We start from the raw sequence: 19,849 nt of genomic DNA on the forward strand, positions 1-19,849 counted from the left end.
AGTTCATATGGGAAAAATACATGTGGTTTTGAAAAAGGAAGATATTGATCAAGCAAAAATAAGTGAAGAAAAAATTGCTGTAGTCCTTGATGTTCTTTTAGCAACTTCAACGATTACGGCCGCTCTAGAATTTGGAGCAGAGCAGGTTATTCCTGTGCTCGATCAACATGAGGCGATGCATGTAGCTAAAGCTTTACCTGAAGGAAGTTATTTGTTATCCGGAGAATATGAAGGTCGAACGATAGAAGGATTCCTTGACCCCAATCCATTGCAATTAAAGAAATCGGTTAAAGGAAAAACACTCATTTTATCAACTACGAATGGAACCGTAGCAATTAAGCGAACAAGTGAAGCAAAAAGAGTCTATGTCGCTTCATTACTAAATGGTCATGCTGTTGCAAAGAAGCTTAATGATCATCATTTTAATGAAACGATCGTGATGGTTTGTTCAGGTTCCTCTGGAGAGTTCGCGTTGGAAGACTTCTATGGAGCTGGATATCTCATTGATCAAATGCTTTCTTCAAATCCTAACTGGGAGTTAACCGATTCGTCGCGCGCAGCTCTTTCTTTCTATTCAGGTAGCGCTAATAGTGGTGAGGATGTTTTGCTTTCATCACGTGTCGGTCAAATGATTCAAAAATATGGTTTTGAAGAGGAAATCAGTTTCGTTGCTTCAGAAGGAATTTTTTCGATTATTCCTTTCGTAAAAGGTCAAAAAACAGTCGTTCGAGAGGAGGTTCATCATGACACAAACCAGATCTAGTCGATCGGGAGCCGATTTCTTGTATCAGCATTCTGGTTCTAAAGATATTTTTACACCAGAAGATTTTACGGATGAGCATAAGATGATCGCAAAAACAGCTCATCAGTTTGTGACAAAGGAAGTTGAAGCTCATCGAGAAACAATTGAAAATCAAGATTTTGATCAGGTTGTCACTTTATTAAAAAAGGCAGGGGAACTTGGTCTGCTTGGACACAGTATTCCAGAAAAGTACGGTGGTCTTGGGCTAGATAAGATATCAAAAGGGATTGTAGGAGAAGTTGTTGGGAGGACGAGTGGATACGGCGTTGCCCAATCCAATCATACGTGTATCGCAACGCTTCCAATCACGCACTTTGGAACAAATGAACAAAAGGAAAAATACCTACCTAAACTTGCTTCAGGTGAATATCTGGGCGCTTATTGTTTAACAGAGCCGAATGCAGGATCTGATGCGCTAGCCTCTCAAACAACAGCAGTATTAAATAGCGAAGGCACTCATTATGTTTTAAACGGAACGAAGCTGTATATTACGAATGCAGTATTTTCTGATACGTTTATCATTTATGCCAAAGTTGATGGAAAACATTTTTCAGCTTTTATTGTAGAAAAGAACTTTCCAGGGTTATCTCTAGGACCGGAAGAAAAAAAGATGGGAATCAAAGGATCATCTACACGATCGGTTATTTTAGAAGATTGCCAGGTTCCAATTGATCATCTTCTAGGTGAGGTAGGAAAAGGTCACGTCATTGCCCTTAATGTTTTGAATCTGGGACGATTCAACCTGGGCTCTGCTTGTACTGGTGGAGCAAAGCACGCGCTAAAATTAGCGTTACAACACACAAATGAACGGAAGCAATTCGGCCAAATCATTGCAAGTTTTACGGCTACTCAAGAAAAGGTAGCAGTCATGATGGCTCGAATCTATGCTTCAGAATCGCTCCAATATCGCACAGCATCCCTTCTAGAAGAGGCGATGAAAGATTTGTACAATGAAGAGGACCATCGAATCGTAGGGAAGCAAATGATGGAATATGCAGTCGAATGTGCGATTTGTAAAGTGTTTGGATCTGAAACACTCGATGAGGTTGTTGATGAGTCACTACAGTTACATGGTGGTGCAGGTTTTATTCAAGAATATCCGATTGAACAAATGTACCGTGATTCAAGGATTAATCGCATTTTTGAAGGAACGAATGAGGTGAATCGCTTATTAATCCCAGGTAATTTACTTAAAAAGGCGATGAAAGGTGAAATTCCTTTAGAAGAACTAGTTGAAAAAGCGAAAAGAGAGTTATCTTCGAAGGAAAATCATTCTTTATCTGAAAATGATGCGATTCGAAGCATGCGAAATGTGCTTTTAGTTTGTACAGGACTGGCGTATGAAAAGCACGGTAAGGGCATCATGAATCATCAAGAATCTGTGATGAAACTTGCCAATATAGCCATTACGTTATATGCAGCTGAATCCTCCGTTTTGCGTGCCATAAAGGGAGGATTACAAGAAAATGATGTCAAAACGCTATTAGCACGTACGTTTCTCGAGGATTCGCTATTAAAAGTGGAAGCGTCAGCTCGAAAGTTGATCATGAGTGTCCTTCCTGCTCATGAAAAACGGGAAGTTCTGGATCTGATCATACGTGAACTATCAAGTTATGATTTTGGAAATTCACTTGAACGAAATCGGGAAATTGCAAAGCATAGCTACAATCATTTGAAGTATGAAGTTTAGGAAGCGGTGAGAAAAATGGGTAGATTTTCAGGAAAAACAGCAGTCATAACCGGTGGAGGAAGTGGAATCGGTGCTATGACAGCTAAACGAATAGCATCAGAAGGAGGAACTGTTATTCTTGTTGGTCGGACGGAAGCAAAGTTATTGCAAACAAAAGATGACCTTAAAGGATTAGAAGGAAATGTTCTTACTTTTGTTGCTGACGTAACGAGTCAAAATCAAATCGATCAATTGTCCTCTTTTATTAAAGAAAACACAGGAACAGTTCATGTCTTAATTAATAATGCTGGCGGATCACAAGGATCTCCGATTCTTGAGATGACAGAAGAAAACTGGGATCATGCGCAAAACGCAAATTTAAAAAGTGTTTTTCTCGTTTCAAAAACACTTGGGAAAATGATGTTAGAAAGTGCCAAAGAAGAAGAGAAAATGGACTTCTCGATTGTAAATGTTGCTTCTCTGTCTGGTCATAAAGCAGGGGCGCAAATCCCTCACTATAGTGCAGCCAAAGCAGCAGTTATCAATTTTACAAGAGCACTTGCAGTTGAATTATCACCATATGTTCGGGTGAACTCAGTCTCACCAGGATTTGTTGAGACGCCATTAACAGAAGACGGTTTGAAGAATGAAAGATTTGAAGCTTCTATTAAACGAAATACAGCATTAAAACGAGTGGGACAAGCTGATGAAATCGCAAATGTGATTTCGTTTGCGGCTTCATCTGAAGCGAGTTATATGACTGGTTCAGATTTATTAGTCGACGGCGGTTGGCTCATCGTATAAAAAAGGAGAGTGTTGAATAATGGAAACAACAGTGAAAACGGAACATTTAAAAGTCAATGTACATGGTGCAGTGCTTCACTTGACACTTAATCGTCCTGAGGCGCTTAACGCGTTTAGTCCCGAAATGATTTTAGGATTAACAAAAGCTATTCAAGATGCTAAGGAAAACGATGAAATCCGAGTAGTCATGCTATCAGGAGCCGGACGTTCCTTTAGTGCCGGGGGAGATGTTAAAACAATGGGGGATACGACCTCAACTGAAGTATATGAACACATCGGTAAATTAAATGAGTTGGTCCTCGCCATGAAAGATCTAGAGAAACCTATTATTTCTGTTATTCATGGTTTTGCAGCTGGTGCAGGCTTTAACTTAGCACTAGCTAGTGACATTATTCTAGCAGCTGAAGATAGTAGCTTTGTATTAAGCTTTTCTCAAGTAGGCTTAATTTCAGATGGTGGAGGGCTTTCATTCCTTCCTCGCTTAATCGGTCCATACAAAGCGAAAGAGTTGTTTTTCTCAGCTCAACCAATTTCAGCAAAAGAAGCGAAAGAACTAAATATCGTAAACCAAACTTATCCACTATCCAACCTTGAAGAAGAAGCGATGGCATATGCTGAGAAGCTTTCAAAAGGTCCTGGTAAAGCATATGGTTTCATTAAAAAAATTGCAGATTCTTCGCTAACCTCTTCCTTGGCTGAAGTACTCGAACAAGAGCGGATTACACAGGCATTAATGGTTACGACAGAAGACCACAAAGAAGGAGCAACTGCATTTAAGGAAAAACGCGCGCCACAATTTAAAGGTAAATAAATTTCATGATCTGGATTGAATTTTCAATCCAGATTCTTTTCTACATCTTGAATCCCCTTCATAAGTCCGCCGTCCCCTTTGCCTGGATCTTATTAAATAGAGGAGGAATATGATGGAGCTCCTTTTCCAGCAGATTTTTAACGGACTTACAATTGGAAGCGTTTACACGCTTGTTGCCCTTGGATTAACCCTCGTTTTTGGTATCTTACATGTACCCAACTTCGCTCATGGTGCTTTTTATATGGTTGGAGCCTATATTACGCTGATGATGATGGTCGGATTTGGTTTTCATTATTGGATTGCGATTATAGCATCGATAGCTGTGGTCGCCTTACTTGGGGTTGTTACTCAGCAGCTTATATTCAAAAAGCTTGAAGGCGCTGATGGAATGAGAATGATGGTTGCAGCTATTGGGATCCTTCTCTTTCTAGAAGCATTTGGTCAGTTTATGTGGGGCACTGAATATTACAGAATGGACACTCCATATGGATCGGTCGTAAATTTATTCGGATTAACTGTAACGCTACAACGCCTCTTAATTATTGTAGCTGCAGTAATTCTTATGCTAGCGCTTCATTTTTTCTTAACGAAAACCATGATAGGCGCAGCAATCGTTGCAATGGCACAAAATCGAGAAGGTGCTTTTCTTGTAGGAATTAATGCAAACCAGGTTGCTTGGCTTACCTTTGCGATCGCTGGTGGATTAGCAGCTGCAGCTGCCTCATTAGCTTCTCCAATTAATCTTGTCTTTCCTACTATGGGTAACCTGGTTATTATGAAAGCTTTCGTTATCATCATCATTGGTGGGATGGGAAGCATTCCTGGAGCAATTCTTGGTGGTTATTTGCTTGGCCTAACAGAAAGTATTGGAGCAACGTACATATCTTCTGATTATAAAGACGTTATTGCGTTTCTCTTACTCGTAGTTATTCTTACAGCGAAGCCAACCGGGTTATTCACGAAGGGGGTTCAGTAATGCTGAATGTCTTATCGAAGCGTGTACTGCTCATTATCGTAGCTTTGGCTGCTGTGTTATTCCCTCTGGTATTCCCTAATATGTATGTCCTTCAATTGCTTACGCTGGTCTTTATTTGGTCCATCGCGGTCTATGGCTACAATATTATTTCAGGTTATGTAGGCTATTTGTCACTCGCACACGCAGGATTTTTTGCAATTGGAGCCTATGGCCTTGGTCTTTTGACAACGAAGGCAGGTTTTTCATATTGGCTATCCTTACTATTAGCAGTACTTATTACATCCATTGCGGGCGCTTTAGTTGGGGTTATCGCTCTACGAACGAAATCTCATTTCTTTGCAATTTATACCATGTGCGTAGGCGTCATTGTTTATCTTTTAATTGACAAATGGGATAGCTTAACGGGTGGTGTAAGAGGTTTAATTGGGATTCCCGCTCCAGGAAACTTAGGACCGATAACGTTTGATACGTTAACATCTCAATATTACCTAGCTTTGTTCTTTCTAACTTTTACGATTTTCCTTTGTTATCGTATTGTTCATTCTCTTCTTGGAAGGACGTTTATAGCGATAAGAAACAGTGAAGAACTTGCCAAAACGATTGGGATATCCATTATGAAAAACCAGCTATTGGCATTTACTCTGTCAGCCTTGTTTGCTGGACTTTCAGGTGCGTTATATGCTTCGTTTATCCGTTTTATCGGTCCACAAATCTCAGCGATTACCGTTACGTTTGAAATGCTGATGTATCTTCTAGTTGGGGGCATTGGAACACTTGCAGGACCTATTGTCGGAACGCTTATTGTGATTTCACTTACTCAATCATTACAATTTCTTGAAGAATATCGCATGCTTATTTTTGGACCGGTTGTTGTTTTATTAGTTCTATACTATCCGCGTGGGATTACTGGAAGTATAAATGGCTATTTTCAAAAAAAGAAACAGCAAAGAGTTAAGGTAGCGAATGAAGAACATGATGTGAAAAGGAAAGTAGGTGAGGCAGGGTAATGTTCTTTTCGACAGAAGGAATTACAAAACGTTTTGGGGGACTAGCAGCCGTTGAAGATGTGAGTGTATCGGTTGAAAAAGGAACGATTACAGCCATAATTGGCCCAAATGGTGCAGGCAAATCTACTTTTTTTAATCTCATTAGTGGAATTCATCCACTTTCATCAGGGAAAATTTTATTTAAAGATCACGATATAACAAAAATGCCTCCCCAACAAATTGCGCGGCTTGGAATTGGGAGGACCTTTCAAACAACTAATTTATTTGAGCAATCAACCGTCCTGGATAATGTTTTGATCGGACATAGATTACGAACAAAGTCAGGAATTTGGGATGCGATATTTCGAACGAAAAGAGAAAAAGAGGAAGAAAAACGCTCTTATCAAAAAGCACTTGAGGCGCTAGAGTTTGTTGAAATGATGCATGTGGTAGAACACCCTGTCTCTCTTATTTCGCAGGAAGAAAAGAAAAGACTTGCCTTTGCGCTTGCCTTAGCCACAGACCCAGAAATGGTTCTTCTTGATGAACCTGCTGCAGGAGTGAATCCGGATGAAACGGATGGGCTCGCATATTTAATGAGGAAAATGGCGGACCACGGAATTACAGTTTGTTTAATCGAACATAAAATGCCAATGATTATGAGCCTTGCTGATCAAATTGTTGTTTTAAATCATGGGAAGAAAATTGCAGAAGGCCGACCTGAAGAAATTCGTCAAAATGAAGCTGTGATTCAAGCCTATCTCGGAGGTGAAGCGCATGCTCCAGTTAAACAATATTAACGTTAACTATGGTGCTTCTACTGTACTTCAGAATATTTCACTCGAAGTAAAAAAAGGTGAAACGGTTGTCTTACTTGGAGCTAACGGCGCAGGTAAAAGTACGATCTTTCGTACGATCAGTGGATTGATGAAACCAGTTTCTGGTGATGTGGTTTTTATGGATCGTAAGTTAACTGGGAAAGCACCCCACTCTTTAGTAAAAGAAGGGATTGTGCAATGTCCTGAAGGTAGAAAGTTGTTTCCACAAATGTCCGTATACGAAAATTTGAAAATGGGTAGCTTTGTTCATCGAAAACAACGAAAAGAAGTGGAACAGAGCTTAAAGGAGGTGTATTCCCTTTTTCCGATTTTACATGACAAACGTCATGAGGCAGCAGGATCTCTTAGTGGCGGGCAACAGCAGATGTTAGCGATTGGACGAGCCTTAATGGCAAAACCGAAAGTTCTCTTACTAGATGAACCTTCATTGGGGCTAGCCCCACTCATTGTGGAGCAAATGTTTCATATTATTGAAGATATCAATGAACAAGGCACAACAATTCTTCTAGCTGAGCAAAACGCCAATGCTGCACTACAGATTTCTAACCGGGGCTATGTGATTGAAAGTGGCAACATTGTTCTTGAAGGTAGTAAAGAGGAACTTTTGTCAAATGATCAAATACGAAAAGCTTATATTGGAGCATGATAACGGAATCGATTTGAATAGGGGGAAAACAATGAGAATCGGGATAAAGCTTTTTGTTTACATGGTAATGTTGATCGGGATGATCGTAGTGGCAGGTTGTGCGGCAGGTTCAGTTAGTAATTCTAGCAATGAAGGGGCTTCAAATACAAACGAACCAAAGGATACGAGCAAGGAAACGAGTGCAGAATCAACGATGGAAAATACGGTGAATATTGGATTTAGTGGGCCTTTAAGTGGCCCTGCAGCTTACTATGGGGAGAATACGCTAAGCGGTATAGAAATGGCTGTGGATGAAATTAATCAAGAAGGCATTAATGTAGATGGCAAAAAATACGGGATTAATCTTATAACGCTTGATGATCAGTATTTGCCTAATGAAACTGGAACAAATGCGAGAAGACTAGTCCAAGAAAATGATACGCCAGTTATTTTTGTTCCACATAGCGGTGGTGTGTTCGCCACACAAGTGTTTAACGAACAAGAAAATTTTTTAATAGCCGCCTATACTAGTGAGCCTAAAATTATGGAACAGGATAATTCACTAACACTAGGGATTCCACCAGCGTATAGTGCGTATCCTGAAGTTTTTACAAACTATCAAATGGAACGGTTTGGTAAGAAAATTGCAATGCTACCAACCTCATCTCAGTACGGAAAAGACTGGACAGAAGCACTAAAACCAGTTTGGGAAGAGAATGGTGGAGAAGTCGTTTTTGAAGGGTCCATTGATTTTAGTAAAGATACTGACTTTTTCTCAATTGTCACAAAAGCATTAAGCAACAATCCAGACGTGCTTTTTGTAGGAGGACCATCACAGCCAACAGCCCTCGTTATTAAACAAGCTAGAGAATTAGGCTTTGAAGGTGGATTTATGCTGATGGACCAAGCAAAAATTGAGGAAATTGAGCCGGTACTAGGTGGACTTGATCAGTTAGAGGGGACAATTGGAGCACTACCAATTATTGATAGCGATGCGCCAGGTGCCGAAGCATTTATTAGTCACTATAAAGAACGTTTTGATCGAATTCCGACTGCAGAGGGTGCTTTTAATTATCAAGCCATGCATGTCATTGCCAATGCAATGTCTGAATCAGGTTCAGTCGATGATCCAAAGAAAATTATGGAAAGTATAGATGCCGCCATTCAGTCGCTTCCTGATGAAAAAATGGTATGGCACCTAACAGGGATTTATAACGGTGGTGCATTTGACTGGAAGCCTGCCATTGGAGCTGTTGAAGATGGAGAAGTTGTAAAAATAGAAGATTAAGAGAAAATGAAAGGGGATCTAAAATAAATGCAATCAAATCATTTTCAATTCTGGCCGAAACGAGTACCATACTCTTTAACCATTCCTGAAACAACCATTTATGATAATCTGACAGTTTCAGCTAAACGCTATCCAAATAAAGAAGCGATTATATATTATGGTGCAAAGATGACGTATAAAGAGTTACTTGATGAAGTTGATCAGACTGCTGCATTTCTTGAACAGTTGAATGTGAAGGAAGGAGAAAACATCCTTCTTTTTATGCAAAATTCCGCACAGTTTGTCATTAGTTATTATGCAATTTTAAGAGCTAACGCTGTTGTCGTTCCAATTAATCCGATGTTAACAGCAGAGGAGCTATCATTTTACATTAAAGATTGCGAGATGAAAACAGCAATTGTGGGTCAAGAGCTCTATGATAAAGTAGAGCCATTAGTTGACACGACTACTCTTACAAATGTGATTACAGCAGCGTACTCTTACTATGCGGGTAATGAAAGTGATGTACCGGGTGAGGTGGCTTTCGAGACATCTAGAGTAAACAAACCAAAACATTATACTTGGGAAGATGCAATCCATCATTCACATGAACCTGGAGAGTATGTGCGTACAATCAATGATGTTGCAGTAATGCCATATACATCTGGTACAACAGGTTTACCTAAAGGATGTATTCATCCAAATCGAACGTTACAAGCAAATGCGGTCGGTGCCTCCCAGTGGATGAATATTACTGCTGATGGAATGCATCTTGTAACGCTTCCTCTCTTCCACGTAACAGGAATGCTCCATAGCATGCACGCACCGATTTATAGCGGAGCCCCAATGGTCATTATGACACGCTGGGATCGCAATTTGGCAGCCAAATACATTGAACAGTATGAAGTTGCTAACTGGGTAAATATTAGCACAATGCTGATTGATTTTCTGTCAAATCCCAATCTACCAAACTACTCTATCTCATCATTGAAAATACTTGCTGGGGGAGGAGCTCCTTTACCAGCCGCTGTAGGAGAGAAATTGTACAAATTAACTGGACTGAGATTTATCGAAGGCTATGGTTTATCTGAAACAATTTCACACACACACTTTAATCCACCAGATTTCCCCAAACTTCAGTGCCTTGGTGTACCATCGTTTGATGTGGATGCTCGTGTCATCGATCCGAATACAATGAAGGAGCTTGGTGCTGGAGAGCCAGGTGAAATCATTGTGAATGGTCCTCAGGTATTTGATGGCTACTACAATCGGGACGATGAAAATCGCAGTTCATTTATTGAACTAGATGGAAAGTCTTTTTTCAGAACTGGAGATATTGGTCGTTATGATGAAGAGGGATATTTCTTTATGATTGATCGGGTGAAGCGTATGGTCAACGCTTCCGGTTTTAAAGTATGGCCAACTGAAGTCGAATCGATTTTATATAAACACCCAGCTGTTCAACAAGCGTGTGTCGTTGGTGTACCGGACCCAAGGCGAGGAGAAACAGTGAAAGCTTTCGTGATATTAAATGAAGAAGATAAAGGTAAAGTAACAGAAGAAGAGATTATTGAATGGTCTAAGGATCAGATGGCAGCTTATAAATATCCGAGAATGATTGAATTTATGGATGCATTTCCTACAACGAGTAGTGGAAAAATTTTATGGCGGAAGCTTCAGGATAACGAGCGTCAAAAAGCAGAGGGAGTGAAGTAATATGAGAACAACAGTCGAGACGGTTACTGGTCCAATACCGGTTGATCAGCTGGGTAAAACATTAGTTCACGAACATTTTGCATTTGATTATCCGGGATTTAGTGGTGATATTTCTCTTGGAGCATTTGATTTTCAGGAAGCGCTACAAGTTGGGATTTCAGTGGCTGAAAGTGTCATGGCCTATGGGGTGAAAACCGTTGTAGATCCGACGCCAAACGAATGCGGAAGAAATCCTGAACTTCTTCAAAAAATCTCAGCAGAAACCGGTTTGCAGATTATTTGTGCAACAGGTTACTACTATGAAGGAGAAGGAGCAACCCCTTATTTTAAGTTCAGGCAAGGCCTTGGAACAGCTGAAGAAGATATTTATGAAATGTTTAGAAAGGAAATAACAGATGGTATTGGAACAACTGGAATTAAACCAGGTATTATCAAGTTAGCATCCAGCAAAGACCAAATTACGGATTATGAGATGATGTTTTTTAAAGCGGCTGCTAGAGTTCATAAAGAAACAGGTATTTCAATCTTAACCCACACGCAGGAAGGAACAATGGGGCCAGAACAGGCTAAGCTGCTTGTGGAAGAAGGCGTAAATCCACAGTCAATTATTATAGGTCATATGTGCGGGAATACGGATGCGGCTTATCATTTAAGAACACTAGAATGGGGAGTAAACATCGGATTCGATCGTTTTGGAATTCAGGGGCTTGTGGGAGCTCCTTTCGACAAAGAACGTCTTATCACGTTGATAGGATTACTTAATAGTGGATATGAAAAACAAATTATGCTTTCGCATGATACTGTCAACTACTGGATGGGGCGTCCTCCAGTCCTTCCAGAGCAAGTCGAGAAAATCATGGCAAACTGGCAGCCTGTATATATTTTTGAAGAAATTCTTCCGAAATTAAAGGCGGCTGGTATTCCAGTTGAAACCATAGCCATATTATTTGAGACAAATCCGAAAACCCTTTTTTCATCAGAATCCAGGGTAAAAGCATAGAAAAAAGCGAGGAGAAATCCTCGCATTTTTCTATGTTAACTGTTCTGAGTTTCGTAAGGTTTAATTAATCGATAGAGAGTTTCCGTATAAGGAAGGTTTAATTGTACCTGCTTAGCAAGACGTAACGCTCCACCTTGGAGGTGTTCAACTTCAAGTTTATTTTTCTTCCTTTTATCTTGATGCATCGAGGACGTCGCTTCATATGGTAAGGAATGAAATGATTCCATGCGACGATCGATATCTGTTTGATTAATATGGACGTCATAGAGGGAAGCAAGAGCTTTGATTTCCGACATCACGTGCTCGACAAGTTTAAGCGTTTCAGGCACATCTCGAATATTTCCTGTATGAAGATCTCCAGCTGTCGTTACGCCAGACATAGCTGAAATGAACATATATTTTTTCCACATCTCTTCTTCGATGTTAGGAGTTAATTGTGAGTTGAAATTCGCTCGTTCATTTATTTCATTTAATGAAGCACATATGTCTTTTTGAGAGGGATGCAATGGACCAAATATCAAATCATGAAGGTCACTCGTATGATGAACATGTCCGCGGTCATCAAGCGTTGCAATAATATACGATAACCCACCTAAAACAGCTTCTTTTCCAAGCTCTTCTTGAAGAATTGTAATATGTTCAATGCCATTTAGGATTGGAAGCACCTTTGCTCCTTTCGCGACAAGCTCTTTAAGTACAGGGATGGTATCTTCAAGATGGTATCCTTTAACGCCCAATAATACTAGATCTGGTGAAGAAGCTTCTGATGGATTCGTAACAAGTGTAGGGGAGGAAACTTTTGTATCGCCTTTTACACTTGTTACTTGTAATCCTTCAAGCTCAATTTGATTCTTTCTTCCTTCGCGTACATAAAAAGAGACATTTGTGCCGCTATCTGCCCATCTTAATCCAAAATATGTACCTAGTGCTCCTGCACCAAATATTAAAATTTTCATCAAAATCCTCCTTTTTCGAAATCGCTTTCTTTCTATTACTCTACTTATTTTGTGGCATAATATCAAGAAAGAAGGATATGAAAAAGGAGTCCAGAAATAGCTTAAGTAGGGGAAGTTGGAAAGGAATGATAAACTTGAAAATCTTATCTAGTGAACAATTTGAAAAAGCATGCCATTTTATAACGCTATATGCAAGGCCGCTCGATCGTGCGTATTTCGCCTATTGGAGAGGAGAAGGGGAAAAGGAGAAAGTCCTTCAAGAACTTGAAGCTTACCGGAATGAAGACGGTGGTTTTGGAAACAATATTGAACCTGATTTTCGGTTGCAAGAATCATCTCCTTTGGCGACAACCATTGCATTTCAATACCTTAGTCAGCTAAACATGAATCCTCAGCATCCTTTCATTGTGGAAGGTACAAACTATTTCCTTCAAACTTATCACACAGATACGAATGCCTGGCAGGCAGTACCACCGTCAGTAAACGAGGTGCCGCATGCGCCGTGGTGGCATGTACTAGAAAATGAACACTCTTATTCAGCTAATCCTGATGCCGAAATCGTGGGTTATCTTATAAACTATGATGTGCAGCATCCACTAGCAACAAAGGCATTAAAAAGAGTAATGAACCATCTTGAATATTTGAATGAATATGAAATACATGAAGTGCAATGTTATCTCCGCTTAGCGAATCTAGTGGGTGGTGAAGTCCAACAAAAAATTTATCGAAAAATAGAAAAGAAGCTTCCATTCATAATTGACCCTCCTGAAAAATGGAGTCAATACGGAGTACAGCCGATTGCCTTAGCTGACTCTTTACAATCTCCTTTTGCTAAAGAACTCAATCAAGAGTTGGATGTTAACCTAGATTATTTGGTTGAAAACCAGCTTGATAATGGATGTTGGGAACCAAACTGGTCATGGGGACAGTTTGACGAACAATGGGAAGTTGCCAAAAGAGAGTGGCAGGGGGTATTAACCGTTCAAAACGTGATGACCCTTTCTAAATTTGGGCGGATTGACAGTTCGGCTGTTTAGAAAAGGGCAAAGAAAGGGAACATAGTAGAGAAATCTTGATTGAGAGGAGTTTTCTACTATGAAAGCAGTCGTAATCGAACAATATGGTGATAAAGATCAACTCGTGGAAAAAGAAGTGGCTTCTCCATCGCCAGAGAAAAATCAGGTTGTAGTAACGAGCTATGCAACTTCTGTTAATCCAATTGATTGGAAATTAAGAGAGGGCTATTTAAAAGACATGCTTCCTTTTAATTTCCCTATTATTCTTGGATGGGATATCGCTGGTGTGATTAAAGAAGTGGGTTCTTCTGTTGAAGGGTTCAAAGAAGGAGACCGGGTATTTGCAAGACCGGCTACAACTGCAAATGGTACATATGCAGAGGAAGTAGTAGTGGATGATCACTTGCTTGCACATATTCCTGATGCCATTTCTTATGAAGAAGCGGCATCCGTTCCTCTAGTAGGCTTAACAGCATGGCAGTGTTTAATTGATTTTGCAGACATTCAAAAAGATGAAAAGGTTTTGATTCATGCAGGAGCTGGTGGTGTAGGAAGCTTTGCTATTCAGCTGGCTAAATATAAAGGGGCGTATGTAGCTACTACCGCAAGCGGTAAAAACGAAGAATATTTAAAATCACTTGGCGCTGATAAAGTCATTAATTATCGCGAACAGGATTTTTCAGAAGAACTAGAAGAGTATGATGTTGTCCTTGATACAATGGGAGGAGATATTCAAGAGAAGAGCTTTTTAGTTTTACGTGGTGGTGGTCGCCTTGTATCGATTGTTGGGGAACCTGATCAAGAGAAGGCTAAGGAAAAGGGCGTTCGGTCTGGAAACGTGTGGTTAGAACCGAATGGAGAACAATTAAAAGAGATCGCTTCATTAATGGAAAACGGTCATATCAAAGCGACGATCGGGCATCGCTTCCCATTTAGCCAAGAAGGCATACAAGAAGCACACGAGTTAAGTGAGTCCCATCATGCAAAGGGAAAAATAGTGATTAACTTTAAACACTAATACGACGCAGCGGCATAGCAGCCGCTGTTTTGTATAGCACAACAAATTTCATATACCGTACTAAATATAATCAAATAATTAATATTCGTTAACAAATTCCATTAAACCACAATGAAAACAAGATAAAACAAAAAAACCGGAACGAGTTTGTTCCGGTTTTTTACATTAAAAAATAATATGCGCCATTATTACAATGATTGGTAGTGAGATAATCGTACGTTCTAGGAATATGATAAATAAATCAATAAAGCGAACAGGTACCTTAGAGCCAAGCAACAATCCACCAACCTCAGACATATAGATTAATTGGGAAACTGATAGACTAGCAATAACAAAGCGCGTCAAATCACTTTCAATATCAGCACCTATAATGGCAGGTAAAAACATATCAGCAAACCCGATGACCATAGTTTGAGCTGCTTCAGCTGCTTCTGGGACTTGCATTAAATTAAGAATCGGAACAAATGGAGCACCAAGGTAACTAAATAACGGGGTAGTTTCAGCAATAATTAAAGCAATTGTTCCAATTGCCATTACTATAGGAATGACGCCCATCCACATATCAAGAACATTTTGAATGCCCCCTTTAACAACTTGTGAAGCCCGATTGTCTTCAGCTGTTTTAGTTGCCTGCATGACACCCCACTGAAAGCGAGAGCGACCCTCTGGGATTGTATCATCTGGTGCTTCAGCTGCTGTTTCAAAAGTAGTATCCGCCTTTCGAGATAGAGGCGGTATCCTTGGCATAATTACAGCTGCTACAACACCTGCTAATACGATTGTTAAATAATATGGAATAAAATATTGCTCAAGCTTCATTTGTTGAAGCACCACAATACTAAATGTGATCGAAACTACTGAGAAAGTTGTTCCAATTACTGCAGCTTCACGCTTTGTATAGTAACCATCTTCGTACTGCTTACTTGTTAATAGTACGCCGATCGTTCCATCACCCATCCATGATGCAAGGCAATCGATCGAGGAACGTCCAGGAAGTGTGAAAATTGGTCTCATGATTTTCGTAAGAAGCGTTCCACAAAACTCTAGCAAGCCGAAATTTAAGAGAAGTGGTAAAAAGAGACCTGCAAATAAAAATACAGAAAATAGTATAGGAATGAGATCATTTAATAGCAAACCGCCAGTGGCATCTGACCAAACCCATTCAGGACCAATTTGATAAAGAGTTAAGATAGCGAAAATCATCCCAAGAATCCGAGCGATTAACCAAACCCAAGATACTTGTAGGAGACTTGTTAAAAATGGGCTCTTCGTCACCCAATCAGGCTTTGCAATAATAGCATAAACACTAAGAAATGCTGTAATTGAAACAACAATCGTCATAAGTGCGGGTAGGGAAAAAGGAATGGTTGTTCCAAATAATCCTTGTAACCAACCAGCCAGTTTGGCTATTGGAATTGTAACACCTTCATCATTTGGTATTGGAATCATGAATAAGAATATACCAATGAGAGATGGAATGATGAATTTTAATAAACCTTCTGAAGTTACTTTTCTTTGATGATTGCTGTTCACGTAGTGTCACCTCTGTCGTTTCGCAACGGATTTTCTATCAAACGAATCGTATTTTTATAAAAACATAGTTATGAATATAACATATCAACTCCTTTTATGTAACATGAAAATACAAACTCTTGAATAAAAAAAGTGTTCAGAAAAAATCGACCAATTGCATTATATCGTGAAACCGTTAACAATTAAAGAAGTATCAAGGGAAATCTTCCATATCACTCGTTACGTGTCGTGAACGAAGAACAATTTAATATGAGGTAAAAGTTGATGGGACAAAAAAAGAGGCAAGGATATTTTGCATCCTGCCTCTAAAATCATATCATTAACTTTATTAAAAACATCGTCTAATATTTAGGCATATCTATGCGGATTCTCGAGTTCATAAGATTCTTCAAAGGTCGATCCGAAAAAGCACGAGGCGCATTTTCGGTAGCCTTTTTGCCTTAAATAAACGAGTAATTCTTGTTCATGGTTGGCTTCCGTACGTTCTTTAATCGGAGTTTCGGGTAAATGACATTCATCACCAGCGTAAGCTGTCCTATGGACAATTTGTTTTTGGTGGTCAATCATGTATTTTCCCATATATATTTATCATATCCCATCTCTAATAAGTTTCTATAAGTGTAACATACTAATGGGGATATTGATACAACCCAAACTTATTATTATACCCGAAAAGAATGAAATATATTACTAATAATGTGTACTTTTTTCAAAAAAAATTTACCAGTTTATCTTCATGGTTAGTAGAAAAATACCGATAAAACAAAAGATGTATCAAATTAGGAGGTTGAAATGGAACCTATGATAAAATCTGGAGACTTAAGTGTTCGGTATTTAAAAGATGAAGATGTGCACTATCTTTTAAAGTGGCTAACGGACCCTAACGTCTTGTCTTATTATGAAGGAAGGGATCGACCCTATACGAAAATGAAAGTGAGAGAAGATTTCTATTTAGATGATGATGAAATCCGGTGCATGGTGTTATATAAGGAAATTCCGATAGGCTATCTTCAATTTTATCCATTAAAAGAGATTGAAGGTATTAATCTTCCAAGTCGTTCTTATGGTATGGATCAATTTATAGGGGAAACGTCCTATTGGAATCTAGGTATAGGAAAATTACTTGTTCAATCGATTGTTCACTATATTAAAACAACCTTAAAGGGTTCTTTTATTGTTATGGATCCACAGGTTTGGAATAAGCGAGCCATCCGCTGCTATGAGAAAGCCGGATTTAGGTCGGTTGGTGTTCTTCCAAATCATGAACATCACGAAGGAAATTGGAATGACTGTTTACTTATGGTGAAAGACCTTGCAGCGTTTAACATTCAACCTCTTAGCTTACTTCACCAAAAACAATTAGAAGATTTTATTACTCCATGCATGGGGAAGTTCAGAAATGGTCATCTCAACAGGAATATACAACCTCGTTGAATTAGAGGGATATGTAGCATGGAGTACAATAGGAGAAATAATAGGTGTTGTGACATTCAAGCGTCTTGATGGTCTGATTGAAATCATTTCTCTTGATAGTGTGTTAGAAAATCAAGGGATAGGTACACGACTAATAATGATGATAGAGTTAATGGCCGTGGAAAATCAAATCCCATTAATTAAAGTGATTACGACAAATGATAATATGGGTGCTTTAAGCTTTTATCAACGGAAAGGTTATCGTATAAAAGAAATTATTGAAGGAGCAGTCGATCGAGCTCGTCGGGTAAAACCTGAAATTCCGCTAATTGGAGAACGAGGCATTCCAATTAATGATGAGCTGGTTCTTTATAAACTACTTTCTCCTTCGTGAAATGACTGAATGAACAAAAGCAGGAAGGAAGAAGTCGAAGTGGCATGAAAGTAAAAATCGATTATCGAGTAGGGTTTTAGAAAGGTGTTAGAAAACGAACCAAGTGTTTTTCCTTTCCCGTGCCTACCGTTAACCGAAGTGATGAAGAGCTGGAGAGGTTCAACATTCCTCATCTGTATCAAAGAAACAAGCCCCAGACGAAACGCCCGGGGCTTGTAAAGCGATTTATGCTTTTGTTACGTTAGCTGCTTGTGGTCCGCGGTTACCTTCTACGATTTCGAAGTTAACTTCTTGGCCTTCATCAAGTGTTTTGAAACCTTCGCCGTTGATTGCAGAGAAGTGTACGAATACGTCGTCTCCACCTTCAACTTCGATGAAACCGAAACCTTTTTCAGCGTTGAACCATTTTACTTTACCGTTTTGCATAAAAAATTGCCTCCTAATGTACCTCATCGTACATAATTTAAAATTCACCATTTACCATTGTCATACGTTTACATTAAAAAACTGCAGCTTATGAAAGAGGATTTAACTTTGTTACCCTCTTTCGAAGCTACAGCTAATTTAAATCCTACATATATTAATAGTAAAATGGTTTAAATATATAATAGCACCGGCTCCTCTAAATTGCAAACCATTCTGGAAATTTATTTACCGATTTATTGGGCTAGTTCCCATTTTTGTCCGCTTTGATTGTTTTGGGATTGGAAGTGCAGACCCAATGAAAGCGATCAAACTTGCCCCGATTAGAATTCCGTTAATGCCATCGATAGCAAAAACAATTAATAACAAAAAAATAGCCATGTCAAAGACGGAGTCGAGTATCGATAAGAGTGAGATAGTTGTTGCTCTAATGTGAGATGGAATGATGTTGTTGCTAAGTTGGGAATAGATTGGATAGCGAATAGCGCCAATCCACCGTAAGAACAATACTACAAACAAAATGATCCATAGTTCATCTTGAAAAAACGCCGCCAGTAACAAACCTAAAGAGGAAAAGAACCCGGATGTGTACATTAAAACAGAATAGGATATTTTTTTATTTAACATACCGATACTTCTTGATGAAAAGAAGGCTAATAAAGCTCCTACGGCATAAATCGGTCCAATGAAATAGATTGGAAGTCCAGCACTGATCATAAGAGGCTGATCAAATTTCTGAAATACCGCTACTGTTGGAATGAAAACGAGTGTCAGGTTCAAAAACATGACGAATAGCTGCGGTGCTCGTTTAATGACCTGTATACCCTCTAAAACATTTTCGAACGAAGTTCCACTTATACTCACTTTACCAGAGGGTTCCTGTATGAAGTACAAAAGAACCAATTCAACAAAATAGGCCCCCATACTTAAAAGAATCAGCAGCTGAAATTGTTCATGTTCAAGGTCTCGTGCGAAAAATGAACCAAATAGAACAGCGATCATCATTGCGATAAACCCTGCTGATTGAATTTTCCCCATAGCTTCATCCATTTTATTCTGGTTATTATCTACTTTTAAGGACTCGTAAATAAGCGCTTCATCCGCTCCAGAGAAAAACGTGACCGATAATCCATTTAAAACGCTAAATAGCATAAACATTTCGAGGCTATTAGCAAGTAAAAGGATGCCAATGCTACATAGTTTAATAACGGATCCTGTTAGAAATGAAATTCGAGCACCAAACCGATCTGCGAAAACACCCGTTGGAATTTCTCCTACTAAAACCGCTCCGCTCCAGCTCATTAAAATAACCAGAATGTTAGCTTCACTTAATCCCTTTTCCATATAAAATAATGTTAAAACGGGTTGTAAGAAACTAATGGTGCCAAAAAAGTGTACCCAGAATAATAGGGTTAGATTCCGTTTTGGTAATGAAGACATAATCCTCCAACTTTCATTGTAAGTTCCGACAATAGAAAGACAGGAGGGAGTCATTTATATTAAAGTGAGTCGTCCCTCCTGTGTAATGTCACTAGCACTAGAATTTTTAACATAGTGGTATCTCCCTTCCATAATATTAGGTAAAGTATAGCAAAACTCTT

At 39.2% G+C, this 19,849-nt stretch carries 20 protein-coding genes; 15 read left to right on the top strand and 5 right to left on the bottom strand.

The window, feature by feature from the left end; genetic code table 11:
* Nucleotides 1–7: 7 nt before the first annotated feature.
* The 11 genes from PQ511_RS19395 to PQ511_RS19445 all read left to right on the top strand — a co-directional run bounded on the left by PQ511_RS19395 (nt 8) and on the right by PQ511_RS19445 (nt 11,495).
* On the top strand, nt 8–763 hold the full coding sequence (locus PQ511_RS19395; RefSeq protein WP_273853603.1) for a 2-phosphosulfolactate phosphatase: 756 nt from the start codon (nt 8–10) through the stop codon (nt 761–763).
* Nucleotides 744–2,492: an acyl-CoA dehydrogenase FadE gene (locus PQ511_RS19400; protein WP_273853606.1), complete on the top strand. Its 1,749-nt coding sequence runs from the start codon at nt 744–746 to the stop codon at nt 2,490–2,492. The genes PQ511_RS19395 and PQ511_RS19400 overlap by 20 nt, the downstream gene beginning before the upstream one ends.
* A 15-nt stretch (nt 2,493–2,507) precedes the next feature.
* Nucleotides 2,508–3,275, top strand: a complete 768-nt coding sequence (locus PQ511_RS19405) for an SDR family NAD(P)-dependent oxidoreductase (RefSeq protein WP_273853608.1) — start codon at nt 2,508–2,510, stop codon at nt 3,273–3,275.
* 19 nt (nt 3,276–3,294) lie between these two features.
* The gene (locus PQ511_RS19410) at nt 3,295–4,086 is read left to right on the top strand and encodes an enoyl-CoA hydratase/isomerase family protein (protein WP_273853610.1); all 792 of its coding nucleotides are present in this window, start codon (nt 3,295–3,297) and stop codon (nt 4,084–4,086) included.
* Nucleotides 4,087–4,198: 112 nt separating this feature from the next.
* Nucleotides 4,199–5,062 (top strand): branched-chain amino acid ABC transporter permease, encoded by an 864-nt coding sequence (locus PQ511_RS19415; protein WP_273853612.1) that lies wholly within the window; start codon nt 4,199–4,201, stop codon nt 5,060–5,062.
* The gene (locus tag PQ511_RS19420; RefSeq protein WP_273853614.1) at nt 5,062–6,069 is read left to right on the top strand and encodes a branched-chain amino acid ABC transporter permease; all 1,008 of its coding nucleotides are present in this window, start codon (nt 5,062–5,064) and stop codon (nt 6,067–6,069) included. Before PQ511_RS19415 ends, PQ511_RS19420 begins: the two co-directional genes overlap by 1 nt.
* Complete coding sequence (locus PQ511_RS19425; RefSeq protein WP_273853616.1) at nt 6,069–6,848, top strand: ABC transporter ATP-binding protein; 780 nt, start codon at nt 6,069–6,071, stop codon at nt 6,846–6,848. The genes PQ511_RS19420 and PQ511_RS19425 overlap by 1 nt, the downstream gene beginning before the upstream one ends.
* Complete coding sequence (locus PQ511_RS19430; protein WP_273853618.1) at nt 6,826–7,533, top strand: ABC transporter ATP-binding protein; 708 nt, start codon at nt 6,826–6,828, stop codon at nt 7,531–7,533. The genes PQ511_RS19425 and PQ511_RS19430 overlap by 23 nt, the downstream gene beginning before the upstream one ends.
* 31 nt (nt 7,534–7,564) lie before the next feature.
* Entirely contained in the window at nt 7,565–8,800 is a 1,236-nt protein-coding gene (locus PQ511_RS19435; RefSeq protein WP_273853620.1) for an ABC transporter substrate-binding protein, read from the top strand.
* Between the two features lie 27 nt (nt 8,801–8,827).
* The gene (locus PQ511_RS19440) at nt 8,828–10,495 is read left to right on the top strand and encodes a long-chain fatty acid--CoA ligase (protein ID WP_273853622.1); all 1,668 of its coding nucleotides are present in this window, start codon (nt 8,828–8,830) and stop codon (nt 10,493–10,495) included.
* Nucleotide 10,496: 1 nt separating this feature from the next.
* A complete protein-coding gene (locus PQ511_RS19445; protein WP_273853624.1) occupies nt 10,497–11,495 on the top strand; it encodes a phosphotriesterase family protein in 999 nt (332 codons plus the stop codon).
* Between the two features lie 35 nt (nt 11,496–11,530).
* Here the strand turns inward: PQ511_RS19445 and PQ511_RS19450 are convergent, their stop codons facing one another.
* Complete coding sequence (locus tag PQ511_RS19450) at nt 11,531–12,451, bottom strand: ketopantoate reductase family protein (RefSeq protein ID WP_273853625.1); 921 nt, start codon at nt 12,449–12,451, stop codon at nt 11,531–11,533.
* Nucleotides 12,452–12,576: 125 nt separating this feature from the next.
* Between PQ511_RS19450 and PQ511_RS19455 the strand changes: the two genes are divergently transcribed.
* Together PQ511_RS19455 and PQ511_RS19460 are read left to right on the top strand one after the other, a co-directional pair.
* Complete coding sequence (locus PQ511_RS19455) at nt 12,577–13,488, top strand: hypothetical protein (RefSeq protein WP_273853626.1); 912 nt, start codon at nt 12,577–12,579, stop codon at nt 13,486–13,488.
* A 58-nt stretch (nt 13,489–13,546) separates the two neighbouring features.
* Complete coding sequence (locus PQ511_RS19460; protein ID WP_273853627.1) at nt 13,547–14,485, top strand: NADP-dependent oxidoreductase; 939 nt, start codon at nt 13,547–13,549, stop codon at nt 14,483–14,485.
* A 165-nt stretch (nt 14,486–14,650) separates the two neighbouring features.
* Here PQ511_RS19460 and PQ511_RS19465 read toward each other — a convergent pair whose 3' ends face one another.
* Together PQ511_RS19465 and PQ511_RS19470 are read right to left on the bottom strand one after the other, a co-directional pair.
* Complete coding sequence (locus PQ511_RS19465) at nt 14,651–16,018, bottom strand: YjiH family protein (RefSeq protein ID WP_273853628.1); 1,368 nt, start codon at nt 16,016–16,018, stop codon at nt 14,651–14,653.
* A gap of 348 nt (nt 16,019–16,366) precedes the next feature.
* Entirely contained in the window at nt 16,367–16,585 is a 219-nt protein-coding gene (locus PQ511_RS19470) for a hypothetical protein (RefSeq protein ID WP_273853629.1), read from the bottom strand.
* Nucleotides 16,586–16,810: 225 nt separating this feature from the next.
* Between PQ511_RS19470 and PQ511_RS19475 the strand changes: the two genes are divergently transcribed.
* Nucleotides 16,811–17,452 (top strand): GNAT family N-acetyltransferase, encoded by a 642-nt coding sequence (locus tag PQ511_RS19475; RefSeq protein WP_337957784.1) that lies wholly within the window; start codon nt 16,811–16,813, stop codon nt 17,450–17,452.
* Entirely contained in the window at nt 17,418–17,825 is a 408-nt protein-coding gene (locus tag PQ511_RS19480; RefSeq protein WP_273853630.1) for a GNAT family N-acetyltransferase, read from the top strand. The genes PQ511_RS19475 and PQ511_RS19480 overlap by 35 nt, the downstream gene beginning before the upstream one ends.
* Nucleotides 17,826–18,050: 225 nt before the next feature.
* On the opposite strand, the gene cspD is transcribed toward PQ511_RS19480, so the two are convergent.
* Together cspD and PQ511_RS19490 are read right to left on the bottom strand one after the other, a co-directional pair.
* A complete protein-coding gene (gene cspD, locus PQ511_RS19485; RefSeq protein ID WP_048309367.1) occupies nt 18,051–18,251 on the bottom strand; it encodes a cold-shock protein CspD in 201 nt (66 codons plus the stop codon).
* A gap of 225 nt (nt 18,252–18,476) precedes the next feature.
* A complete protein-coding gene (locus PQ511_RS19490; RefSeq protein ID WP_273853631.1) occupies nt 18,477–19,688 on the bottom strand; it encodes an MFS transporter in 1,212 nt (403 codons plus the stop codon).
* Nucleotides 19,689–19,849 lie beyond the last annotated feature (161 nt).

Source organism: Guptibacillus spartinae (genome assembly GCF_028610625.1).
In the GTDB taxonomy this organism is placed as follows: domain Bacteria; phylum Bacillota; class Bacilli; order Bacillales; family Guptibacillaceae; genus Guptibacillus; species Guptibacillus spartinae.